This is a genomic window from Parasedimentitalea marina (assembly GCF_004006175.1).
Classification (GTDB): Bacteria; Pseudomonadota; Alphaproteobacteria; order Rhodobacterales; family Rhodobacteraceae; genus Parasedimentitalea; species Parasedimentitalea marina.
This window is the reverse complement of sequence record NZ_CP033219.1, coordinates 3,441,884-3,465,822: the sequence shown is the minus strand read 5'-3', so window position 1 is coordinate 3,465,822 and position 23,939 is coordinate 3,441,884. Positions and strand designations below refer to the sequence as shown.

General features: G+C 56.0%; 17 protein-coding genes. 12 read left to right on the top strand and 5 right to left on the bottom strand.

Annotated elements, in window-relative coordinates:
- The first annotated feature begins 171 nt into the window (after nucleotides 1-171).
- The 10 genes from aroA to EBB79_RS16650 all read left to right on the top strand — a co-directional run bounded on the left by aroA (nucleotide 172) and on the right by EBB79_RS16650 (nucleotide 11,660).
- Nucleotides 172-1,518 carry a 3-phosphoshikimate 1-carboxyvinyltransferase gene (aroA, locus tag EBB79_RS16695; RefSeq protein WP_127749948.1) on the top strand — a complete coding sequence of 449 codons (1,347 nt, stop codon included), beginning with the start codon at nucleotides 172-174 and terminating at the stop codon, nucleotides 1,516-1,518.
- A complete protein-coding gene (locus EBB79_RS16690; RefSeq protein ID WP_127749947.1) occupies nucleotides 1,518-2,027 on the top strand; it encodes a hypothetical protein in 510 nt (169 codons plus the stop codon). The genes aroA and EBB79_RS16690 overlap by 1 nt, the downstream gene beginning before the upstream one ends.
- Nucleotides 2,024-2,635 carry a (d)CMP kinase gene (gene cmk / locus EBB79_RS16685; protein ID WP_127749946.1) on the top strand — a complete coding sequence of 204 codons (612 nt, stop codon included), beginning with the start codon at nucleotides 2,024-2,026 and terminating at the stop codon, nucleotides 2,633-2,635. The genes EBB79_RS16690 and cmk overlap by 4 nt, the downstream gene beginning before the upstream one ends.
- 492 nt (nucleotides 2,636-3,127) lie before the next feature.
- Nucleotides 3,128-4,807: a 30S ribosomal protein S1 gene (gene rpsA / locus EBB79_RS16680; protein ID WP_127749945.1), complete on the top strand. Its 1,680-nt coding sequence runs from the start codon at nucleotides 3,128-3,130 to the stop codon at nucleotides 4,805-4,807.
- A 350-nt stretch (nucleotides 4,808-5,157) separates the two neighbouring features.
- Nucleotides 5,158-5,439 (top strand): integration host factor subunit beta, encoded by a 282-nt coding sequence (ihfB, locus tag EBB79_RS16675; RefSeq protein WP_127749944.1) that lies wholly within the window; start codon nucleotides 5,158-5,160, stop codon nucleotides 5,437-5,439.
- Between the two features lie 4 nt (nucleotides 5,440-5,443).
- Entirely contained in the window at nucleotides 5,444-5,794 is a 351-nt protein-coding gene (locus EBB79_RS16670) for a lipopolysaccharide assembly protein LapA domain-containing protein (RefSeq protein ID WP_127749943.1), read from the top strand.
- Nucleotides 5,795-5,804: 10 nt separating this feature from the next.
- On the top strand, nucleotides 5,805-6,452 hold the full coding sequence (locus tag EBB79_RS16665) for a phosphoribosylanthranilate isomerase (RefSeq protein ID WP_127749942.1): 648 nt from the start codon (nucleotides 5,805-5,807) through the stop codon (nucleotides 6,450-6,452).
- A gap of 236 nt (nucleotides 6,453-6,688) precedes the next feature.
- Nucleotides 6,689-7,531: a LysR family transcriptional regulator gene (locus EBB79_RS16660; RefSeq protein WP_127749941.1), complete on the top strand. Its 843-nt coding sequence runs from the start codon at nucleotides 6,689-6,691 to the stop codon at nucleotides 7,529-7,531.
- Between the two features lie 283 nt (nucleotides 7,532-7,814).
- On the top strand, nucleotides 7,815-9,068 hold the full coding sequence (trpB, locus tag EBB79_RS16655) for a tryptophan synthase subunit beta (protein ID WP_127749940.1): 1,254 nt from the start codon (nucleotides 7,815-7,817) through the stop codon (nucleotides 9,066-9,068).
- 336 nt (nucleotides 9,069-9,404) lie between these two features.
- On the top strand, nucleotides 9,405-11,660 hold the full coding sequence (locus EBB79_RS16650) for a methyl-accepting chemotaxis protein (protein WP_127749939.1): 2,256 nt from the start codon (nucleotides 9,405-9,407) through the stop codon (nucleotides 11,658-11,660).
- Between the two features lie 253 nt (nucleotides 11,661-11,913).
- Here the strand turns inward: EBB79_RS16650 and EBB79_RS16645 are convergent, their stop codons facing one another.
- Nucleotides 11,914-12,732, bottom strand: coding sequence for a class I SAM-dependent methyltransferase (locus EBB79_RS16645; protein ID WP_127749938.1), 819 nt, complete (start codon nucleotides 12,730-12,732; stop codon nucleotides 11,914-11,916).
- A 543-nt stretch (nucleotides 12,733-13,275) separates the two neighbouring features.
- On the opposite strand from EBB79_RS16645, the gene EBB79_RS16640 reads away from it, so the two are divergent.
- Complete coding sequence (locus EBB79_RS16640) at nucleotides 13,276-13,989, top strand: trypsin-like serine peptidase (protein ID WP_127749937.1); 714 nt, start codon at nucleotides 13,276-13,278, stop codon at nucleotides 13,987-13,989.
- Between the two features lie 163 nt (nucleotides 13,990-14,152).
- On the opposite strand, the gene EBB79_RS16635 is transcribed toward EBB79_RS16640, so the two are convergent.
- The 4 genes from EBB79_RS16635 to EBB79_RS16620 form a co-directional block, all read right to left on the bottom strand.
- Nucleotides 14,153-15,322: an HlyD family type I secretion periplasmic adaptor subunit gene (locus EBB79_RS16635; protein ID WP_127749936.1), complete on the bottom strand. Its 1,170-nt coding sequence runs from the start codon at nucleotides 15,320-15,322 to the stop codon at nucleotides 14,153-14,155.
- Complete coding sequence (locus EBB79_RS16630) at nucleotides 15,319-17,550, bottom strand: ATP-binding cassette domain-containing protein (protein WP_127751043.1); 2,232 nt, start codon at nucleotides 17,548-17,550, stop codon at nucleotides 15,319-15,321. Before EBB79_RS16630 ends, EBB79_RS16635 begins: the two co-directional genes overlap by 4 nt.
- 92 nt (nucleotides 17,551-17,642) lie before the next feature.
- Complete coding sequence (locus EBB79_RS16625) at nucleotides 17,643-18,941, bottom strand: TolC family protein (RefSeq protein ID WP_238704936.1); 1,299 nt, start codon at nucleotides 18,939-18,941, stop codon at nucleotides 17,643-17,645.
- 82 nt (nucleotides 18,942-19,023) lie between these two features.
- Nucleotides 19,024-21,270 carry an Ig-like domain-containing protein gene (locus tag EBB79_RS16620; RefSeq protein WP_127749934.1) on the bottom strand — a complete coding sequence of 749 codons (2,247 nt, stop codon included), beginning with the start codon at nucleotides 21,268-21,270 and terminating at the stop codon, nucleotides 19,024-19,026.
- Between the two features lie 714 nt (nucleotides 21,271-21,984).
- On the opposite strand from EBB79_RS16620, the gene EBB79_RS16615 reads away from it, so the two are divergent.
- Complete coding sequence (locus tag EBB79_RS16615) at nucleotides 21,985-23,919, top strand: PrkA family serine protein kinase (protein WP_127749933.1); 1,935 nt, start codon at nucleotides 21,985-21,987, stop codon at nucleotides 23,917-23,919.
- The last annotated feature ends 20 nt before the right edge of the window (nucleotides 23,920-23,939 follow it).

Here is a 23,939-nt window from a genome sequence, read left to right as displayed (position 1 = left end):
AGAACCGTAACACGGAAATGGATTTTCAAACAGGATGTAAGTGACCCTCTCATACTGTGGGCAATCACGGTGTTCACATCTACAGTATTGCGGTGGATCTAAATCCGCTCTGGACCGGGCAGGGGTGATTGGGTAGGAAAATGATAACGCTCGCAAAAGGAAAGCCATCGTATGTCCGGACACGGCACGCCCACCCCAATGACCTCTCATCGCTGCGGCCCGCTTAGTGGTGTGGCCGAAGTTCCCGGAGATAAATCAATTTCGCACCGATCGCTGATCCTGGGCGCGATGGCGATTGGCGAGACTAAAATATCCGGTTTGCTTGAGGGCGAAGATGTGCTGGACACAGCCAAGGCCATGCGGGCCTTTGGCGCCGAAGTGGTGAACCACGGCGGCGGCGAGTGGTCGGTGTTTGGCGTTGGTGTTGGCGGTTTTGCAGAACCGGGAAATGTGATCGATTGTGGCAATTCAGGCACCGGTGTGCGCCTGATCATGGGCGCTATGGCGACCCAGCCGATCACCGCGACCTTTACCGGTGATGCCAGCCTGAATGGACGCCCGATGGCGCGAGTTACTGATCCGTTGGCGCTGTTTGGCGCCCAAACCGTGGGCCGCAAGGGTGGGCGTCTGCCGATGACCATCGTCGGGGCCGCTGATCCGGTGCCTGTGCGTTATATGGTGCCGGTGCCTTCGGCGCAGGTAAAATCGGCCATGCTTCTCGCTGGTCTGAACGCACCGGGCAAGACCGTCGTTATCGAAAAAGAAGCCACCCGCGACCATTCTGAACGGATGCTGGCCGGGTTTGGCGCTGAGATCATCGTTGAAGACACCGACGAAGGCCGCGAAATCACCTTAACGGGCCGCCCTGAGTTGAAGCCACAGGTGATTGCGGTGCCGCGTGATCCCTCCAGTGCGGCGTTCCCGGTTTGCGCGGCTATCATCACACCGGGATCGGACGTTCTTGTGCCGGGTATTGGCCTGAACCTGACCCGCGCAGGTCTGTTCACTACCCTGCGTGACATGGGGGCTGACCTGACTTATGAAAACGAGCGCACCGAGGGCGGTGAACCGGTGGCTGATTTGCGGGCCCGGTATTCACCCGACATGAAGGGCATAGCAGTGCCGCCTGCACGGGCGGCCTCGATGATTGACGAATATCCGGTGCTGTCCGTGGTGGCCTCCTTTGCCACTGGTGATACCATGATGGCCGGTGTCAAAGAGCTACGGGTCAAGGAAAGCGACCGCATTGATGCAATGGCCAAAGGACTGCGTGCTTGCGGTGTGACTGTCGACGAGGGCGAGGATTGGTGGCAGGTCACTGGTCTGGGTCCCGAAGGTGTGCCGGGTGGCGCGACCTGTGCCAGTCAATTGGATCACCGTATTGCGATGGCGTTTATGGTCCTGGGCATGGCTGCTCAAAACCCGGTCACAGTGGATGATGGCGGCCCGATCTCCACTTCGTTCCCGATTTTTGAACCGCTTATGGGCGCATTGGGCGCCAAGTTGAGCCACGGCTGATGCGCATTCGTCAGATATATTGGGGCGGCTTTGCCGCTGCACTGGGCATCTACGCTACCATGGTCGTCTGGACCCTACCAGGCATCGCGCAATCTGCTGGCGGTTTGCCCGCCTTTGATCTGCGCCCCTTCGGCTATACCGCCGTCGAGGCGCGTGCCTTTCTGTCCGCGTTGGGCCCCGAAGGACTGGCCCTGTACACCGGCCCGCAGCGGCTTTTGGATATGGTCTATCCGGCGCTTTTGGCTTTTGTGCTGATCGGCGCGCTGCGGCACCTTTATACCAAAGGTTGGTTGCTGACCTTACTGGTCTTTGTGACGCTGGCCGGAATGGGATCGGATTATTTGGAAAACATGCGGGTGGGTTTGCTCTTGGCGGGTGATGTCAGTGATTTGGCGATTGCTTCGGCCTCGCGCTCGACTGTAATGAAATCCGCCCTGACCTCGGTTGCCATAGTTGCCGTGCTGGTGGGGCTGATCCGGTCGGGCTGGCGACATTGGACAAGTAAATGACAGACACATTCACCATCGCCATCGACGGGCCGGCGGCGGCTGGCAAGGGCACCATCTCCAAGGCGATTGCCGCACAGTTTGGCTTTGCCCATCTGGATACAGGTTTGCTGTATCGCGCTGTTGGGGCGCGGGTGCTGTCCGGGGTTGAACCCGTCGAAGCTGCCAGAACCTTGCAGCCTCAAGATCTGGAGCGCGACGATCTGCGCACGGCCGAGGTTGCACAAGCGGCCTCCAAAGTAGCCGTGATCGCCGAAGTGCGCGCGGCGCTGGTGGATTTTCAACGCGCCTTTGCCCGCCGCGCTGGTGGTGCAGTCCTGGATGGCCGTGACATTGGCACCGTGATCTGTCCCAACGCCGAGGTGAAGCTCTATGTCACCGCCAGCGCCGAGGTGCGTGCGAAGCGGCGGTTCCTGGAGCTGACCGGCAAGGGCGAGGTAACCTCTCTGGAAACGGTTCTGACAGATGTCAAAGCACGCGATGACCGCGACATGAACCGCGCCGAGGCACCGTTGAAACCCGCGACAGATGCGCTGACGATTGACACCAGTGAGCTAAGCATCGCGCAAGCGCTGAAGGTTGCTTTGAAAGAGATATCAGCCCTAAGATAACCCCATTCAGTTATTTGGGCGGTTCCAATGCGTATGGTCGCAGCATGCGTATTCTTTACGTTCTCGCCCCCGCCTGGGTTTGCACAAAGTCTTTATTTCTTGGACGGGTCTTTCCCGTTTGCAGACGGCTACATTTCTCGACTGCTTTACGGTGACGACCTGTTTGGGCCCGATCCTTCATGCGTGGTTGTGACGTCGACCCTAGGTGTAGCCATTACGCTAAAGAAGACGCGGCAGTCTTGCTTCGTAAAGTGCCGGGTTGAATTCCATGGTTCCACTTGCGCCGGTAAGAGAATCCGCTTATTAAGCGCGCTGTCAGTATAGAGGCGGCTAACGCACACACGGCATTCTGAGCAGGGCTGGGGTATCCTCCGGCCCTTTGTGTTTGTTTGCTTCAGACCGCGCGTGCGGCGTCCATATTGACCAAACCCCAAGACCGGCGGAGACAACCGCACGGCCAGAAAACAAATGTAAAAGGAAACATGAGACCTCATGGCTCAAAACGTATCAATGGAGGACTTCGAAGCCCTTCTGAATGAAAGCTTCGAAATGGACACCCCTGATGAGGGTTCCGTAGTTAAAGGCAAAGTCATCGCGATCGAAGCGGGACAAGCCATCATCGACGTCGGCTACAAGATGGAAGGCCGCGTTGATCTGAAAGAATTCGCTAATCCTGGTGAAGAGGCTGAACTGGCTGTTGGCGACGAAGTAGAAGTCTACCTTCGTTCCGCTGAAAACGCCCGTGGCGAAGCCGTTATCTCGCGTGAGATGGCCCGCCGCGAAGAAGCCTGGGATCGCCTGGAAAAAGCATACGCAGACGAAGAGCGTGTCGAAGGCGCAATCTTTGGTCGCGTCAAAGGTGGCTTTACTGTCGATCTGGGCGGCGCTGTTGCGTTCCTGCCAGGCTCGCAGGTTGACGTTCGTCCCGTTCGTGACGCTGGTCCTCTGATGGGTCTGAAGCAGCCGTTCCAGATTCTGAAAATGGACCGTCGTCGTGGCAACATCGTTGTTTCGCGTCGTGCGATCCTCGAAGAGTCCCGTGCCGAACAGCGTGCCGAAGTCATCGCCAACTTGACCGAAGGTCAGGCTGTTGATGGTGTGGTCAAGAACATCACCGAATACGGTGCGTTTGTTGACCTGGGCGGCGTAGACGGCCTGCTGCACGTCACTGACATGGCATGGCGTCGTGTGAACCACCCATCCGAGATCCTGACAATCGGCGAGACCGTTAAGGTCCAGGTTATCAAGATCAACAAAGAGACCCACCGTATCTCCTTGGGCATGAAACAGCTGCAGGACGATCCTTGGGATCTGGTTGCCGCTAAGTTCCCGCTGGAAACTGTGCACACTGGTCGCGTCACCAACATCACCGATTACGGTGCATTTGTTGAGCTGGAGCCAGGTGTTGAAGGTCTGGTTCACGTGTCCGAAATGTCCTGGACCAAGAAAAACATCCACCCTGGCAAGATCGTTTCGACCAGCCAGGAAGTGGAAGTTATGGTTCTGGATATCGACAGCTCCAAGCGTCGCGTATCCCTGGGTCTCAAGCAGACTCAGCGTAACCCATGGGAAGTCTTTGCGGAATCCAACCCTGAGGGCACCGAAGTCGAAGGCGAAGTCAAGAACATCACCGAATTCGGTCTGTTCATTGGTCTCGAAGGCGACATCGACGGCATGGTTCACCTGTCCGACCTGTCATGGGACGAACGCGGCGAAGATGCGATCCAGAGCTACCACAAGAACGACGTGGTTCAGGCGGTTGTCTCCGAGGTTGATATCGAAAAAGAGCGTATCTCTCTCTCGATCAAAAACCTGGGTGGTGACAAGTTCGCTGAAGCAACTGGCGGCGTAAAGCGCGGCACGATCGTGACTGTTGAAGTCACCGCGATCGAAGAAGGCGGTATCGAAGTTGTGTATGAAGGCATGAAGTCCTTTATCCGCCGTTCCGATCTGTCACGTGACCGTGCCGAGCAGCGTCCTGAGCGTTTCAACGTTGGCGACAAAGTCGACGTGCGGATCACCAACGTCGACTCCAAGACCCGTCGTTTGGGTCTGTCGATCAAAGCCCGCGAAATTGCGGAAGAAAAAGAAGCCGTCAAGCAGTATGGTTCCTCGGACTCCGGCGCGTCGCTGGGTGACATCCTGGGCGCCGCTCTGAATTCAGGCGACTGATCTTCAGCTCTTTTCTGAAGCCAAAATGTTAGAAAAGGCCTCGCTTAACCAGCGGGGCCTTTTTGCATGTGAAATCCGGTATTTCGTGCGCTGAACGCACCGGTTGAGGCCTGGTCACGTGCCCCGAATCAAATGATCCCCCCTGGGTTCGGATGTGCGCTGACTTGCCAAAAACACCACGCTGACAGATCATCAGAGCCTAAATGGCTCTTCTGTAAGCAAAAAATTGCCAGATACAGCGTTATTTGCGGCTCCTTCACTACGGTTTCTGTACCCGCGCGCACATTTTTTGTCTTATAGTCGTTTCAAATCACTTGGCTTTTTATCGCTGGCTTGGGAGGGCCTGAAAAATGATCCGCTCAGAACTGATTCAGAAGATTGCAGACGAAAACCCGCACCTGTATCAACGAGACGTTGAGCGGATCGTTAACACAGTATTTGAGGAAGTCACCGGCGCCATGTCGCGGGGTGACCGGGTCGAACTACGTGGGTTTGGAGCTTTTTCAGTGAAAAAGCGTGACTCGCGGGTTGGACGTAATCCTCGCACGGGTGAAACGGTTCAAGTTGATGAAAAGCATGTCCCGTTCTTTAAGACCGGCAAGTTGCTGCGGGACCGTTTGAACGGAAAATAAACTAATGCGTTATGTTCGCTATGCCTTTTGGGGTGCCCTCGGGATCATTCTGATATCTGTGAGCTTGGCCAATCGTGCCATTGTCGACTTACAGCTGATGCCAGGTGCAGTGGCTGAACTGCTGGGGTTCAATCTTAGCATCTCGCTGCCGTTGTTTGTTGTGGTTCTGGGTGGCATTGCCGCAGGGCTGGTCATTGGCTTCATCTGGGAATGGATCCGTGAGCACAAACATCGCCGTGCGGCCGGTGGACAGGCCCGCGAAGTGCGTAAGCTGTCACGCGAAGTGAATAAGCTGAAAACGCAAAAGAACGCAGGCAAAGACGAAGTTCTGGCCATTCTAGAAGACGCCAACTGAGGCCAGATAGATGAGTGACAATCGGGTCAAAATCTGCGGATTGCGCAGTGCTGATGACGTGACCGCAGCAGCCCAGGCAGGGGCGGCCTATGTTGGGTTCGTCTTCTTTCCCAAATCACCCCGTCATGTCCAGATTGATGAAGCTGCTACCCTGGCCGCGACGGCGCCGGTAGGGCTGTGCAAGGTGGCGCTGACAGTGAACGCCAGCGACGCCGAGCTGGACGCCATCACGGCACAGGTGCCGCTGGACATGCTGCAACTGCACGGCACCGAAAGCCCCGCGCGGGTCGCCGAGGTCAAGGCACGCTACGGGTTGCCAGTGATGAAAGCCATTGGTGTTGCAGATGCCTCTGACCTGCCACAGATTGACGTCTATTCCGCGGTTGCTGACCAGTTGCTGATTGACGCCAAACCACCCAAAGACGCTGTATTGCCCGGTGGCAACGGGCTGGCGTTTGATTGGCGCCTGTTGGCGGGTCGCAAGTACTGGCAGCGTCCCTGGATGTTGGCAGGCGGTCTGACACCTGAAAACGTCGCCGAGGCGCTTCGAATGACGGGGGCCAATCAGGTTGATGTCTCTTCAGGGGTCGAGGTCGCACCAGGCCAAAAAGATCCGACTCTCATCCGGTCTTTTGTCGCAGCCGCAACCGCTCTCTGATTTTGCGCTTCACCCAAATGCAGCGTCGTCTGCGTCGCCGTCTCTGCGCGAGCGAGAGTTGGCGAAGGGCGTTGTTTGTTTCCTTTTGCCATTCTGTCAGATCTGACTCGGGGCGAGGACGCGGAAGTGCAAATAGAAATATCACGTGTTTGTTCCAGATTTGAAGTGAGCTTGACCAAGTTGCCGATAAACAGTTCCCTTTGGGAGAGTGTTATTGGGCAAGGTGACTTTCAAAAATGGAACAAACTCCGGCACTGGATGATCTGGCCCTGTTTGTGCAAGTGGCCGAGGCAGGCGGCCTTGCTGGGGCGGCGCGCATCAGTGGCGTAAGTGTGCCGACGCTGAGCCGGAAGATGCAGTCCCTGGAGCGACAACTCGGCAGGACCTTGTTTCATCGCGGAGCGCGGGGGTATGCATTGACTGTTGAAGGGCGATCGGTACTGGAGAAGGTCGCTGAGGTGGGAAGTCTGAAGGTGCGCCTTGCCCGATCGTTGGCCATGCCAGCCTTTGCCGAAGTACGCATTACCGCAGGTGGCTGGACCTCTGCGTATCTGGCGCGCCGGATGGGACATGTCTGGACCAGTCAATCCAAATGGCGCCCGGTTTTTATGGAGGCAACGGCGCGTTTGGACATTGCGCGTCGCGGAGCGGATATTGGCATCCGTAACAAACGACCTGACCAGGACTGGCTCGCGGCACGCTGTACAGGGCGGATTGAATATGCGGCCTTTGCAGTGTCTGACAAGATCCAGGGTTTTCTGGCGCTGTCACAGGCCGAGGTTCAGACACCATCGGCGACCTGGGTCCGAGATCACCACGCGAATGAGATTGTCACCACGGCGGGATCTTCTCGGTTGCTGGTAGACCTTGCCGTTGCCGGGCTGGGCAAGGTGGTGCTGCCGCGTTTTGCAGCGGCGGATCTCTCCGGGTTGCAACAGGTTGGGCCGGTGATTGATGCGCTGACCCATGAGGAGTGGCTGGTGAGTCATCACGAAGCCCGCCATGATGCTCCTGTACGTGCTGCGCTGGAGGCGCTTGCAAAATTATTAGGAAGTCGAAGTTGCGCTATCAAGCTTTAAACCGGGTGCGGACAGGACATAGTGTCTTCTTCCCGGGACCGGGGGCTCCCGCCCAGGCTTGTGATCCTTTGGATCCCTGCGCCCAGTTGGGCCAAGCGCCGCGCCCGAAGGGCGCGGCGCGGGTCGCTTGGGGCAAAGCCCCAAGCGAAATTGGGTGAACTCTGGGCTGCGTGTGCTCGATTCTGAATGGCAAGATGTGGTTGTGGGTGGCAGAAGTGTAAAAACTGGTTCCTCTCGATGAATTTGCGCTTTAGAACCGTTTCAACTGATGACGGAGACAGCAATGGCCGAAGATCTATTCAACAGCTTCATGAACGGGCCCGACGAACAGGGTCGCTTTGGCATTTTCGGCGGGCGGTTTGTGTCCGAAACACTGATGCCGCTAATCCTTAGCCTTGAGGAAGAATATAGCCGAGCCAAGGAAGACGACAGCTTCTGGGCTGAAATGAAGGATCTGTGGACGCACTATGTTGGCCGACCCAGCCCATTGTATCATGCCGAACGTTTGACCGAGCATCTGGGTGGGGCCAAGATCTATTTGAAGCGTGACGAGCTGAACCACACTGGTGCGCATAAGATCAACAACGTATTGGGCCAGATCATCTTGGCGCGTCGGATGGGCAAGACCCGCATTATCGCTGAGACGGGCGCAGGGCAACACGGTGTTGCGACCGCCACTGTTTGCGCCAAGTTCGGCCTGAAATGTATTGTCTACATGGGGGCACATGACGTGCAACGTCAGGCGCCCAACGTCTTCCGCATGCGCTTGTTGGGTGCCGAAGTGATCCCGGTGACCTCGGGTCGGGGGACCTTGAAGGACGCAATGAACGACGCATTGCGCGACTGGGTGACCAACGTCGCCGACACCTTCTATTGCATCGGCACTGCGGCTGGCCCGCATCCCTATCCGGCGATGGTGCGCGACTTTCAGTCAATCATCGGTAAGGAAGTCCGCTGGCAGCTGGCCGAGCAAGAAGGTGAGGGCCGTCTGCCGGACACCTTGATTGCAGCCATCGGTGGTGGGTCGAATGCCATCGGACTATTCCATCCCTTCCTGGACGATAAGTCGGTGAACATCATCGGTGTTGAAGCGGGTGGTAAAGGTGTGAACGAGAAGATGCAGCACTGTGCCTCGCTGACGGGCGGGCGACCCGGTGTCCTGCACGGCAACCGAACCTATTTGCTGCAAGACGATGACGGCCAGATTATGGAAGGGTTTTCCATATCTGCTGGGCTCGACTATCCCGGTATCGGCCCCGAGCATTCTTGGCTGCATGACACCAATCGCGCTGAATATGTGTCGATCACCGATGTCGAAGCACTGGAGGCATTTCAGCTTAGCTGCGCGTTGGAGGGGATCATTCCGGCACTGGAGCCCAGCCATGCGCTGGCCCATGTGATGAAAATTGCGCCCGAGCTGCCAAAGGACCATATCATTGTCATGAATATGTGCGGTCGCGGTGATAAGGATGTCTTTACGGTCGCACGCCACCTTGGTTTCGATATGTCAGACACCGAAGGCCGCGATATCGATTAAGCATAAGCCAAAAGCAACGGTGGACTGAAAGTCCTTGCCGCGGCGATCTTCCAATTTTGGAGGATCGCCGTTTTTTGTTTGGGATGGGGCTTGCATAGAACGTGGCAAAGTCCGTTGACCGCTGCCGGGCAACTTGGCATGGCCGGGTGAGGGTGAGCTATAATTGCGATTGCTAAAACGGCGCTAGTGCTGAGTTGAAACTACAAGAGCAGACGTCTTTTTGATCCCTATAAAAAGGTGATGAAACACCAAAGTGTTGAGCTGAAGGTGCGGTGTAGCAATTGTTTAAGGCTCTGGCAGTAGGTGTAGGCCAGCGCTTACTAGGAGACATGGTTGATGCTCAAGGCACCTAAACTACCACTTTCACTTATGCTGCCATTGGTTATGGTTGCACTGACGGCTACTTTTTTGGTCACTGTATCTTTCTTGGTCTATCGAATGGCCGAGCAGAATATCCGTCAGAACGTATATCTTTCCCATGAAACAGCAGCCAAGGCCGGACAGCAGGCGCTGACCTCGCTTATGGGGTCGGTCCGGCGGGACCTGGTGATGAACGCTGATCAGCCCACGACATTCCGTGCCATTAGCAATTTTGACAGAGTTTTCAAGATGATCGAGGAGGAACCGGTCGGATTCTTGACGCGCAATTATGTCACCAACAACCCGAACGAAGCAGACCAGCGAGCCGAATTGGTTGATCCGGGAGATGGGTCCTATTACTCTCAGGCACACAGCAATTATCATCCGACATTTCTGCGGTCGCTGCGTCTGAACGGTTACCAGGACATCTATCTGTTCAATACCGAAGGTCGGTTGCTGTACACTGTGAACAAGCAAGATGATTTCGCCCAGGACTTTTCGTCTGGGCCCAATGCCGAATCAGGGCTCGGGCAGGCCTATCATGCAGCCCTACAGGCCACCCCGGGTGAGATAACCACGTCCGATTTCGCCGCCTATGACGTAACCGGAGGGGCGCCGGGGGCGTTTCTTGCAATACAGGTGCTTAGTAAAAAGAAGGCTGTTGTAGGGGTCTTAGTGGTCCAACTGTCCAGTGCGCGTATTGCCGACACGCTTGCCGCCAGTCTCGAAGATGGTGGCCATCAGAATATCTATCTAGTCAGCGAAGATGGTGTGGCTCGCAGCCCTTCGATCGTCGAAGGCCTGTTTGAAGTATCGGATCCGTTGCCCAAGGCTGCCCATATTGTCGCCGCGCAAGCCCGCGAAGAGATCTTGTTTGAGACCGTCACGGCAGTCAACGGACAAGATGCGATCGCATTGGTCAAACCTTTGGACATTTCGGGATTCACGTGGTCCCTGGTGATGGAAACCGACCGCAGTGCAGCTTTTGCTGTCGTACGCGAAATGCGCCTGGCTGCAATGGGCATGATCGCAGTTGCGGTTGCCATTGCGATTGTCGTGTCCTGGTTTGCGGCGAGTAAGGTCACAAGACCGATCCAAGCCCTTCGTGGAGTCACAAATGCTTTGACCAATGGCGACTACGACATTTTAATCTCCGGTCAGGACCGGGGGGATGAGTTGGGCGAGCTAGCCCGGACTATGGGTGATTTCCGTGACCGCTTGAAACAGGCGGACGAGGCCTCTACCCGTGAGGCCGAAGCCGCGAGGAAAACTGCCGATGTGGTTGAGACGATGAGCAGTGCTCTGTCTGAGCTGGAGCGCGGCAATCTGGCCTGTGACATCAATACGCCCTTTGTTGCCAACTACGAGGCCCTGCGCGAGAACTTTAATCACAGTTTGTTTAACCTGCGCGAGTCCATGGCCAGTGTCGTCGATGCATCACAAAACGTGGATCGGTATTCGGATGAGCAGCAATCAGCCGCGACGGATATGGCACAACGTACAGAAAATGCGGCTGTCACACTTGAGGAGACGGCCAACGCCATTCACGACCTGTCAGATGGCGTTAAAGCCACCGCAGATCGGGCCGGGCAGGTCGACAGCGTCATGCAAAGCGCGCGGTCTGAAGCTGAAAACAGCAACTCTGTCGTGACCTCGGCCGTCGAAGCAATGGATCAGATCCAGCAAGCCTCGAGCGAAATTTCAAAGATCATCAATATGATCGATGACATCGCGTTCCAGACCAATCTGTTGGCTTTGAATGCCGGCGTGGAAGCGGCGCGGGCTGGCAGTGCTGGCAGTGGCTTCGCGGTGGTGGCCTCTGAAGTGAGGGCGCTTGCACAGCGGGCGTCAACTGCGGCCGGTCAGATCAAAGTGTTGACGAATGCCAGTGAGGATCACGTTTCACATGGCGTGGCGATGGTCGGTCGGGCTGGCGATGCACTGACCAGCATTATCGGTCAGGTGACGTCGGTTTCCGGATTGGTCACAGAAATTGCTGACGGGGTAAAAACGCAGTCTTCGGGGCTGGATAACATCAACGCGGCGATGCGGCAGCTGGATGCAGTGACACAGCAGAACACCGCTATGGCCGAAGAGGCATCGGCTGCAAGCCGGTTATTGCAGAATGAGGCACAAAACCTGTCGGAAATTGTAACCCGGTTCGACATGGGGGACAGCGGCGCTGCGTCGCATCTGCCAGCGGCTCAACAGCCCGAGCCGCGCTGTGCTTGAAGCTGGCCGAACCGAGCCCTTGATTTCAGTGCTGGATATTCTGTTTGGCAGTTCGGTTGTTCACCATGGTTGGTGCGGGCGGGACAAGCCTCCCAGCTGCTCGACTGTGAATAGCGATTGGCATTGGCATTATCCCTGCGCAGAGGGATAATTGCCTTGCCCGTCGGTCTCATGAACATCGGCCAAGCCGTATTTGTCTGTGGTCCATAGAGGGACTGTAGACAGGCGGTATTTATTTGATCCCGAAGCCGCGTCAGACAGCTGCCGTTGCTGTCACAACATGGGACTGGATTTTACCCTGAACTGGGCCGTCCCCAAATCTGTCGGCAATTACGCGAGCGGCCTGATCCGTGATGTCACTTAATCGTCCGGCATCGCGCGATTCAATCTCGCCACGTAACGGGGTGCCTTGGCAGTAGGCGATAGCCGGATGTCGGGCCGACGGGGCGGCGCTGATACCTGACCGGGTTTCCAGCTCAATCTCGGCAAAACCAGCAGCTTGCAAATCACTCTTGATTTGATCGCGGTCAGAATAGCCGTGAGGTGTTCTTGCGAGAAATTGCGGCGGGTCTTGTGGAAAGAACGTGGCCGCTACCTCGGTGACGACGTTAGCAAACTCGTTCTCAGCGATTGTGTCCCAAACATTGAAGATGAAAGTGCCGCCGGGTTTAAGGACCCGGTGAATTTGTTGGAACCCGGAAATCCTATCGGGAAAGAACATGACACCGTGCTGGCAGTGCGCGACATCAAAACTGTCAGCATCAAAAGGAAGGTCCAGGGCGTCGGCTTGCAGCCATTCGATGCCATTGGGAGCATCCTGGCAGTGTTTCGCATGGTCTAGCATGGCAGGGTTGAGGTCGGTCACCACATAGCGCGTTTCGGGTGGTAGGAGCGGCGCCAGAGCCCGAGGTACGACACCGCTGCCCGCAGCAATCTCCAGCACCGAGGCTGGAGTGCGGGCAGATACTCGTTGCGCCAGGTCCTCAGCGCAGTCAGTGAAAATGAGAGGCACCAGATAGGTGTCATAGAATTCTGGAATGGAGCCGGTGAATTTCTTGTCAGTCGGGAGCATCTGAGCCCTCCTTTTAAATCTGAGTACAGTACCGTTGAATGCCTTTGGGAACCGACCGTAACACATCACGCGTCTTTGCGACACTTGATCCTGATTTGTCCGGGTGCTGGGCGGGCCATTTGGCTAGGACCGTCGGGCAGCGCAGGGGTTAATGAATGCGGGGTCCGTTAATAAATTGTCAGCGCGAAGCAGGCCGAAATCTTGCCCCAACTTAGGCCAAACCGCCTGATTCTCCGGGTGACTCGTGCTGTGTGCTACCGATTCGTTACCGATATTGTGCCCAAACCCCAATATTTGGGCTTCGCACGTTAAGGAATTCCCTCATATTTTACTGGTATTTTAGAAAAAAGGTTAACGCCTGCAGCGCTTTTTACGAGATCATCCCCTGTTTTACTGGCATATTGGGAAACAATAACCGGGGGGTTAGTAAATTGTTAATACTGTCACATTCTGCGCATGATTTTGTCCATACTCTGCAACATTGGGCCTCATTCCAGCCCCACGCCTGACTGACGATGGCGATGTGGGAAATTGGAGTGGTAGATGAAACATGTCTTAAGTGCGCTGGTCGCTTGCCTGATTTTGGTAAGCCCCAATGGCGCAACGGCGGCTGATCCGTCGAAAAATGCACAGTCGGTGCCAGGATGGGAAGCCGTTGGTCGGTTGAACATTGCTGGTCGGAATATGTGTACCGGTGCATTGATTGCGCCAAACTTAGTGCTGACGGCAGCACATTGTATGTTCAATCAGGAAACTGGACGGGCTGTCAGACCAAACCTTGTCAAATTCGAAGCTGGGCTGAATGGTCGGCGGGTCAAGGCGTCCAGGGTAGTGTCGAGGGTGTTTTTGCATCCAGACTATCAATTTCGAACACAGGCACAGTCACAAATTGGGTATGACATTGCCATTCTACGCCTGGATCGCCCGATCCACGGCAGCGAAATCGTGCCATTCCGGATGGCAGCGGCACCTGAGCGCGGCGATTCCGTCGGAGTTTTGTCCTATAGCTATAATCAAAACAACCAGCCTAGTTATGAACGAGCTTGTGACGTATTGGCCCGTCAGGCTGAAACATTGGTTATGAATTGCAAAGTCGACTTTGGTGCCTCAGGTGCGCCGGTTCTTGCTGTCACTCCAGGCCAAAGGCCCCGTGTAGTGTCGGTGGTGTCTGCCAAGGCGGCGATGGGCAACAAACGTGTGTCCATTGGGACAACGCTGGACCAGACGGTTCAGATGCTTATCCGCAGGGCTGGCTAACAACGTCCCATTATCTTTTTTGACTACTCCAACCCACCAAACGGTCTGTGTCCATTGCGATACGGGCCGTTTTTTAATGACGTGCCACAACGCCTTGCGCTGACCGGGGAACTTATTAAACACCCACATCGCATCGTCAGGGTGCTCTTCTGGGGCCGCCCTACTATGGTTCGCGAAACGCCTCGCGGGATTTGTAAAGCGGCTTGAGCAGGTATTTCAGGATTGTTTTGGACCCGGTCTGCAATTCAGCAGTGGCGCGCATACCTGGGCGGATCTCCATATTTTTCTGGCGCTCGGTCAAATCGGACCGATCGACTTTGACTGTGACCCGGTAATACGGCGGAGCGCGGGGATTGCGTTCATCTTCAAATGTGTCAGCCGAAACAAAATCCACCGATCCTTTGAGAGTGCCGTAGATCGTGTAGTCATAGGCGGACAATTTGATGGTTGCGTCCTGACCGGGGACAACACTGGCGATGTTTTCGGGCTTAACACGGGCTTCGATAAACAGTTCTTCGCCCATTGGGATGATTTCCAGGATCTCCTCACCGGGGCGGATGACGCCCCCGATGGTGGTGACTGCCAGGCTGTTGACGATCCCCGCCATGGGCGAGGTGATCACGGTGCGGTCCAGTTGATCCTGTGCCAGCCGCAAGTCCTGTCTGCGCGAGGTCAGATCCTGCAGCGTCTGCGAGTATTCTTCAGCCAGATCCAGCTCGGATTGCGTGCCGATGGCGCTGTATTTCAGCCGGGCGTCACTAACGGCCTGCTTGGATCGGTTGACTTCGATCAGGGCGACAATTTTCTTTTTATAAAGCTGCTCCATATTGGTCAGCTCATCCTGCAATTGGGTCAGGATTTCGCGGGCTCCATCGCGGCGCCCCACAAAGTCGGTCTGGCGTGCATTCAGCAGGGCCCTTTCCGAGGCCAGGATGTTTGGAGACCGTTGCAGCAATCCTTCGGGCACAAGAAAATCATAGGCGCCTTCCATCTCGGCCTCCAGCCGGTGGCGTCTGATCTCTAGCGCGTCGATCTGGTCTTGCAAGTCATCTTTGGCAGAACGGAATTTGGTGTCTTGCAAACGGGCCAAAATCTGCCCGGCCGAGACAGAATCCCCTTGTCGTACGGACAGTTCCGCCAAAATGCCGCCTTCAAGGTTCTGCACGATTTGCGAGCGCGAGGACGAGACGACCTCGCCATCGGCGCGCACGATCTCATCCACCCAAGCCACGGCCGCCCAGATCAGGAACAGGATGAGGGCAAGCGCGACGAGATAAATGATGCGACTTGCGCCCCGGCTAGAGGTGGCAAGGTCATCCCCGGCCTGGCTCATTTCTTATCCCCGGCAGCAAGATGCGCCAGCACTTTATCGCGCGGGCCATCCACAACCATGCGGCCGGCCTGCAGGATCAGGGTACGGTTGGTCAAAGACAGGATTGGCATCCGGTGGGTGGCGATGATGGCAGTGCGGCCCTGCAGCCAGCTTTCAAGGCGGCTGACCAGCGTGCGTTCCAGCGTTTGATCCAGTGCAGCAGTTGGTTCATCCAGCAAGACAATGGGGGGATTCTGCAGCCATAGCTGCGCCCAGCCAATTGACTGGCGTTGGCCAATCGACAAACCGCCGCCGCCATCGCTGATCTGCAGGTCCAGCCCTTTGGGATGGCCACGCACATGGGCGCCAAGGCCAGCGAAATCCAGTGCAGACATCAGGCGCCCGTCGTCCCGCTCTAGTTGGTTCAAGTTCAGGTTGTCGCGCAGGCTGCCGCTGAACAAACGGACGTCCTGGCTCAGGTATCCGATGTTCCGGCGCAGGTCGCGGGGATCAATCTGGGACATATCGGTCCCGTCAACCATCACCCGCCCTCGATCGGGGCTGTATAGCCCCGACAGCACTTTCAGCAGGGTAGATTTGCCCGATCCATTGGCGCCAAGAATGGCGATGCGCTGGCCCGGCGTGACGGCAATACCCTGCACATCCAAAGTAGGTGCACCGTCCTGGTCATACCGGTACTCTACTTCAAGCAGCTCAAACTTGCCCTGCAGCGTCTGGCGCCGCAGGTAGGCGCGGTTGGCCTCTTTTTCCTGCGGGGCCATCGCGATGGCATCCAGGGCCTCCAGGGCGGCCTTAACGTTGCTCCACCGGGCCATGGTACCGGCAAACTGGGTCAGCGGCGCCAGGGTGCGGCTGGTCAGGATGCCGGTGGCGATAATGGTCCCGACGGTGAACTCTCCGGCAAACACCATGAAGGTGCCCAACACCACGGCTGCGATATAGGTGATTTGTTGCACACCCTGTGACCAATAAGTTAGGGCGCTGGACAGGCGGCGTTGCTCGGTCGAGGACTGCGAGGACAGGGCGTTCAACTCGTCCCACAGTCGCAGCATACGGTCTTCGCCACGCTGGGTTTTTACTGTGTCGAGTTCGCTCACCACTTCGTGCAGCAACCGCCCGGCCTTGGCATTGGCGCCCTGTGTTTGGCGGGTCAGGGCAATCATCCGCTTTTGCATGAAATAGGCGGGCAGCAGCATCAGGACGCCACCCAACACAAGAACCCAGACAATCGGCCCGGCGATCGAGGCGACGAGCAACAGGAACACCGCAATAAACGGCACGTCTGCCAGGGTGGCGATGGTTGACGAAGTGAAGAACTCGCGCACTGATCCAAAGTCACGCATCGCGGCAAACAGGCCCGAGGGTGGCAGTGGTTTTTTGTCAGACCGCATTCCGATCAAACGCTGCATCAGATTGCGCTGAACCGACAATTCGATTTGACGGCCGGCTGCATCCGTCAGGCGGGCGCGGGCCATCTTTAGGGTAGCCTCTAGCCCGATTGCCAACAAAGCACCGACGGCCAGGACCCAGAGCGTGGCCTGCGACTGATGTGGGATCACCCGGTCATAGACCTGCAGCGAGAACAGCGCGACCGAGACCCCCAGCAGGTTGGACACCAGTGATCCAAGCATGATTTCACCAACCTGACGGCGGTACTTGGGGAATTCACCCCAAAACCAATGGTCGTTGGCCAGCTTGGGTGTATGACGCGCTGCTATCTGCTTTAGCGAGGTGCGCCCGGTTAGCGTGGTGCCGCTAAAGACCGGAGTAAAATCAGTGATGGACACCTCGGCCCGGTTGTCGGGGCAGGTGGTGTCAAAAATGATCAGGCAATCATCAACTTGTGACAGCACCAGTACGCATAGGCCGCCCCGCATCATGGTTAGTGCAGGCCAGGCATCCGGGCGAACCTGAACATTGTGACTGATCTTCGGTTGAACGCCAGTTGTTTCCAGTGCTTTGGCCAGCAGGTCCAGCGTTACCTCACCGGGGCTGTGGGTCCACAGGTATTCGCTTAGATCACTGATCGGGACCTCAGCCCCCTTCAGGGCGGCAAAGGTCGAAATGAGGGTGGCGCGGTGTTCTATGCGGGCCGCCGTGCCCTCGATCAATGTGTTGACCTCTTGTGGGTCAGTATTAGCAGCTACGGCAGCAGGGGCCCGATCTATCTGCTGGGCTTGCGACGTCGCTACCGGGTGATCAGCAGGTTTTGAGCGGGCTCGGCCCATGGTCAGGGCCGCCGTCTTGGCCAGTTTTACAACACTGGCTCCACCTGCCGCGATTTTATCTTTCGCGGCTGATTTTTGATCGTGGAACTTGGTCAAAACGTGTCTCCGTCTGCCAGGATTCCAAGATCGCGAGCCAGTTCCAGTTGAATCAGTACAACTTCGTATTTCGAGTCAATATGAGCCTGTTCGCGCTGTATCCATTCTTCGTAGATTGACACAACATCCAACACCGATCGCTGCCCGGCATCAAACTGGGCCTGAAACAGTCTATATGTTTCACGGCTGGTCTGGGCAAGCGTTGCAGCTTCGACGTCTTGGCGGCGAAACGAGGCCAGCCGTTGGGTTTGGCGGCTATAATTCCGGCGTGCGTCTTCTTCGGCCTCGCTGACTTGGCGTTGCGCGGTTTCGCGAGCGGATTCAATGGCTTTCAACAAAGCAGGGGTGCCCAGCCCGAGAGGTGTTGCCAAATCAAGTGTCAGCCCGGCGCCTGATCCCTCGTTGGTGGCGCTCCCCGCCGCCGACACTTGGGGCAATAGCCCGGCCCGGTCGACCTTGGTCTGTGCAACCGATCGATTGGCTTCGGCGCTGGCCTTTAGAACGGTTAGAAAGCTGGTGCTGTCCGGTGGAGTCCCCAGTGACAGTCTGGTCGGCGCCGTTGCAAATTCCTGACCTGTCAGGGCCTTTAACTCGGCACGTGAGGTGGCCGCAGCTTCATGCGCAGTGGCGCGCGCCGAACGCATGCCACTGATCTTGCTTTGCACCACGCGCAGATCCGCTCGGTCTGAGACACCGCCCTCGACCCGCCCGTTCACAATCCGCTCAAATTCTTGCATCTGGGTCAGGGCACGACTGCCAAGTGCCGCTTTTTCATCGCCTTTCAGGGCCGAGACATACAACGCGACCGCCGTTTCAACCCGATTGTTCATGTCAATGGACAGGTTGACCGCTGCAACTTCGACATCAGCAGCGGCAAATTCGCGTTCGGCTTTGCGGCGTCCGTTATCAAACAGAACCTGCTCTATCAAAATTCCCGCTACCAGATCGCCGAGACTGCTCAGGCTGACCGAGGGGCCGATGGTGGGCAACCAGTTCTTCGATTTTGCCTCGGCACGCAATTTAGCGCTGGTCAGCTCAGCTTCGGATGAGCGGGATGACGCATTGATAGCGGCCATGCCAACCGTGCTGTAAGAGCTATCTTGTTCCAGAAAGGAACGTCGGTCCAAAAGGGCGGTAATCACTTCTGATCCGGTTTCCCCTTCGACTTGGGTGAAACTGCTGGATGAAGCGGCTTCGGTCACTGGTTCGGCGTCAGTCTCATTCAAGAACGGGAAGGTTTCCGCGCAGGCCGACAGGCTGCATAGCAGGGCTATCGCGCTGATATGTCGTCCCAATTGGAGTCCGCCCTCTTGCCAGAATGCGCCTTTGGCGCGTTGTTGGGCCTGGCTGCACGATATGCGCAGCCAGGCCGGATGATCAGATGATCACTGTGATATCGTCTTCGATCACCAGTGTCGCGCCATCGCTACCGATGGTGTAGACATCAAAGGTCTCGCCATCGATCACCTGGGTGGTTCCTGTTGCGGTTGCTCCGGTGACGGTGACGGTATCGTCAGTGCCACCGTGAATGGTCAGAGTGTCAGAGTTGCTGGACAAGGCCCTAATATCGGCCTCAGTCAGCGACAGATTGACATCTGCGGCATAATCCAAATTCAAAGCGTCGACATTGAACGATGAAAGGCCCGCGTGGTCGGTGGAACCCACTTCGGTTGCATTGTCCTCTAGGACCAACAGGGTGCTCGAGTTGTTACCAACAGCATCTTCACCGGTCACGACCAGATGGGTGCCATCTGAAATAGGTGTCCCAAAGGTGAATTCTGTATTGGTGCCAGCAAGAAGCGATGTGGTTGCGGTCGGGGTGCTGACACTTCCGTCGCTTTCCAGAGCGTTCACAGTGTAGTCGTCCGTGACCCCATCGGTACTGATGCGATAAACGTCGCCACCGCCGAAGGTCACGGTGCTGATGCCTGGTTCATCTACCAAGGTGTCTACGGTCAGTGCGGACGTGGTGGTTTGCGTGTTGCCAGCAGTATCCGTCGCCGTCACGCTGACCGAAGTGCTATATTCCCCCGCCGCAATAGACCCGGATTCGAACAGGGCAGACCAGTTGCCTGATGAATCAACGGCTGCTGTGCGGTCGACGCCGTTAACCGTTACAATAACGCTGGCACCGGCCTCTGCGGTTCCGGTCAGGGTGACGCCGGCCAAGGATTCACTTTGGCTTACGATGTTGTCGCCGCCTGCAAGGCCTCCGTCGATGGTGACAAAAGTGCTGGTGTCGACCTCTACCGAGCCCGAAGTCCTGGCAGTATTGCCTGCTAGATCAGTTGAAACCGCTGAAATGGCCGCAGTATACTCCCCAGTCGGGATCTCGGAGCTGGTGAACAAGGAAGACCAGTTGCCACTGGAGTCTGTTGTCACCGTATGGCTGACAGAGCCAAGGGTCACAACCACACTGGACCCTGCTTCGGCGGTTCCGGTTAGGGTGACGCCAGCGCTTTGCTCGGTGCCGTTAATGATATTGTCAGTTGCCAGCGCTGAGTCCAGTGTCACCGAGGTTTCGGTGTCGACCTGGACCAGATGTGTCGATGTTGTGCTGTTTCCCGCTGCATCCGTGCTGGTGACAGAAACTGTGCTGTCATAGGTTCCCGACGTGATAGACGACGCGGTGTAACTCGCCGACCAGGTGCCATCGCTGGCCACTGTGGTGGTCTGAGTTTCGCCTTGGAAGGTGACTTCGATTGACGCTCCTGCTTCACCGGTGCCAGTCAGGACAACACCGTCCGAGGCCTCGGTTGCATTGATAACGTCATCACCTTCAACGGTGTCGAAACCGATAGGAGGGGCGACGGTGTCAACCTCCAGGATATCAGTGGTGGTTGTGCTGTTTCCGGCGGCATCGGTTGTAACAAGGGTAATACCTGTCTCGTATTCGCCGGTCAAAATTTCGCTGCTGTCAAAGGTAACGGACCAAGTGCCGTCATCAGCCACAGTGGTAGTATGGGTGGTGCCGTTGATCTCAACGGAGACAGTGGCGCCAGCTTCGCCGGTGCCCGAGATGACGGGATTGCCCGTATGTGTAGCCTCATTGACAAGATCACCGGTGGATTGAGTGCCCGAAGTGACATCAATGGTTGGGGCGGTTGTATCGGAACCGCCGCCACCGCCACCACCGCCACCGATTACGGCCGCGCCACCGATGACGGCCGCGCCTGCAGCGCCAGCTCCCAAGCCGCCAAACAGTGGTGCGGCAACCAGGGGGGCAACCACCGGCTCGATACGATCAATGTCCAGGAACACCATATCGTCGTAGGCGCTCCACTTGCCAGTCAGGTCGAGTGGTTCATATGAAGCAAACAACATTCCCTGAGAGCGGTCTTCCAGAACAACTTCAATAAAGTTGCCGTCTTCGCTTAGGAATAGATTTTTACCACCGGTCGAGCCAGTGTTGTAAAAGCCGTCCAGCACAAGGGTTTCGCCATTGGCCAGAGTGATGTGAAGATCCGAACCCCGGCGGGCGTAACTTTCCACGTCCGAAGGGCTTAGGTTCAGCGATACATCCTTTGAATTGGTCGTATCGAGGACCGAAGGTGTGCCTTCAGTAAAATTTCCGTGTTGGTTTGTGCCCGTCATATCACGGACGATGTATCCGACAGTGCTCATTGTATTACCGCTCGCTAATATACCTATTATGCGCAGCATCGCTGCCTAGGTGCCTGGTTATGTATTCGCTCAACAGCCGTCTTTGCGGCCCTTTTTTGTCCACTATGGGACAAATTTTGGTCAATTGTCTATAGTTTGGATAGATCCTCTTAACCCAAAGGGGGCCTCATCGTTGCTTCTATGTCGCATCTTTGTTGTCCTTTCGGGGAAGTGTAGCCCTTTTGCTTCACAAGTTACCAAAGGGTAAATTTTTACGGATTGGGGATTGTAAGATACCTTTGGCAAAAAAACCGAGCAAGCTATGTTGGGTTTTCAATCCAACATAGCCTGTTTCACAGGTTGCCCAGAACGCCCGTTGGCCGCGTAGACAGTGTCTGTCTTTGCTGATGGCGCGGCCTGTTTCTCGGGATTGTGAACGTTCGTTCGATTAAAACTTTATGGAAATTAACAAAAATTACACCAGATTTAGTTCATATGGTCTGCGTTAAAGGGTGTTAGTTTTTTGGCCAGAGCGCGACGTTGAATATCAGTTTCAGCACGCAGGTCACTGCTGTTTTGCATAGTGCTTCAGCATGTCGATCGCCGACCCCGGCACCCAGCAGATTTAGACGATAGAATGATGCGGACTCTCCGCGGCCATCAGGCTGGTCGCAGTTTGTTCGTGCAAGGTTTCTACCCGCTATGGGCAGTCGCAATCTAGGAGGCCAGTATAAAATGAAAGACCTAGCCGAACTTTTTGCCGAGCAGTACGGCGAGACGCGCGAACAGGAAATGTCGTTGCAGGATTACCTGAATGGGTGCCGCGATGATCCAAGCCTATTCGCAAATGTTGCAGAGCGGATGTTGAAAGCCATCGGCCAGGAGGAACTGGTCGATACGTCCAGGGACGCCAGGTTGGGGCCGATCTTTCAAAACCGCACAATCAAGCGCTACACAGCGTTCAAAGATTTTTATGGCATGGATGACACCATCGAGCGGATCGTAGGATTCTTTCGCTATGCCGCCCAGGGTCTGGAAGAGCGCAAGCAGATCCTGTACCTGCTTGGCCCCGTTGGTGGCGGAAAGTCGTCGCTGGCGGAACGGCTAAAACGGTTGGCCGAGGATGAACCGATCTATGTGCTCAAAGCGGGCGATAAGATATCACCCATTTTCGAATCCCCATTGGGACTGTTTGATCCTGTTCGAATGGGCAAAATCCTAGAGCAAGAGTACGGGATTGCACGGCATCGCTTGCCGGGGCTGATGTCCCCTTGGGCGGTGCAGCGACTGGATGAATTCGAAGGCGATATCAACCGGTTCACCGTTGTAAAGCTATATCCATCGCGTCTGCGCCGGATTTGCGTCGCCAAGGTTGAGCCAGGGGATGAGAACAACCAGGATATTTCCACTTTGGTTGGCAAAGTTGATATCCGCATGCTCGAACATTTTAGCCAGGACAACCCGGACGCTTATAGTTTCTCAGGGGGGCTAAACAGGGCAACCCAGGGCGTCATGGAATTTGTCGAGATGTTCAAAGCGCCCATCAAGATGTTGCATCCGTTGCTGACTGCGACGCAGGAGGGCAACTATATGGGCACAGAAAGCTTTGGTGCCATCCCGTTCAATGGTCTGGTTCTGGCCCACTCGAATGAATCCGAATGGCAGAACTTTAAGAACAACAAGAACAACGAGGCCTTTATTGATCGCGTCAGCATTGTGAAAGTACCTTACTGCCTCCGTGTTAGCGATGAGGCGATGATCTATGAAAAATTGTTGCAAAACAGCGAGCTGAAGACCGCAGCCTGCGCTCCTGAAACCCTTAAAATACTTAGCCGGTTCTCAGTGTTGTCGCGGCTCAAACCGCATGAGAACTCGAACCTCTATTCCAAGATGCGCGTGTATGATGGTGAAAGCCTGAAGGACACCGACCCCAAGGCCAAAACGGTTCAAGAATACCAGGATCGGGCGGGTGTTGATGAAGGCATGACCGGCGTCTCGACGCGGTTTGCCTTTAAGGTGCTTAGTTCTGTGTTCAATTTCGACACTGAAGAGCTGGCCGCTGATCCGGTGCACCTGATGTTCATCCTTGAGCAAATGATCAAGCGCGAGCAGTTTCCGCAGGAAACAGAGACGCTGTATCTGGAGTTCATCAAGACAGAGCTGGCGCCCCGGTATGAGGAATTCATCGGCAATGAAATCCAGAAGGCTTATCTCGAAAGCTACTCGGAATACGGTCAGAACGTGTTTGATCGCTATATTTCATATGCCGACGCCTGGATTGAAGAGCAGGACTATAAAGACCCCGACACTGGCCAATTGTATGATCGCGATGTGTTGGATAGCGAGCTAAGCAAGATCGAAAAACCGGTAGGGATCGCCAACCCCAAAGATTTCCGCAACGAGGTTGTCAAGTTCTCGCTACGTCACCGTGCCAATACTGGTAGCAACCCGGCTTGGAACTCCTATGAAAAACTGCGCGATGTGATTGAGCGGCACATGTTCAGCCAGGTCGAGGAGCTGCTCCCTGTGATTAGTTTCGGCAGCAAAAAGGACAGCAAGACCGAAGGCAAGCATCTGGAGTTTGTCGATCGCATGCGGGGCCATGGCTATACCGACCGTCAGGTCCGTCGTCTGGTCGAGTGGTACATGCGCGTCAATAAGGCGGGATAACTGTGGAAGGTCCGTGATCA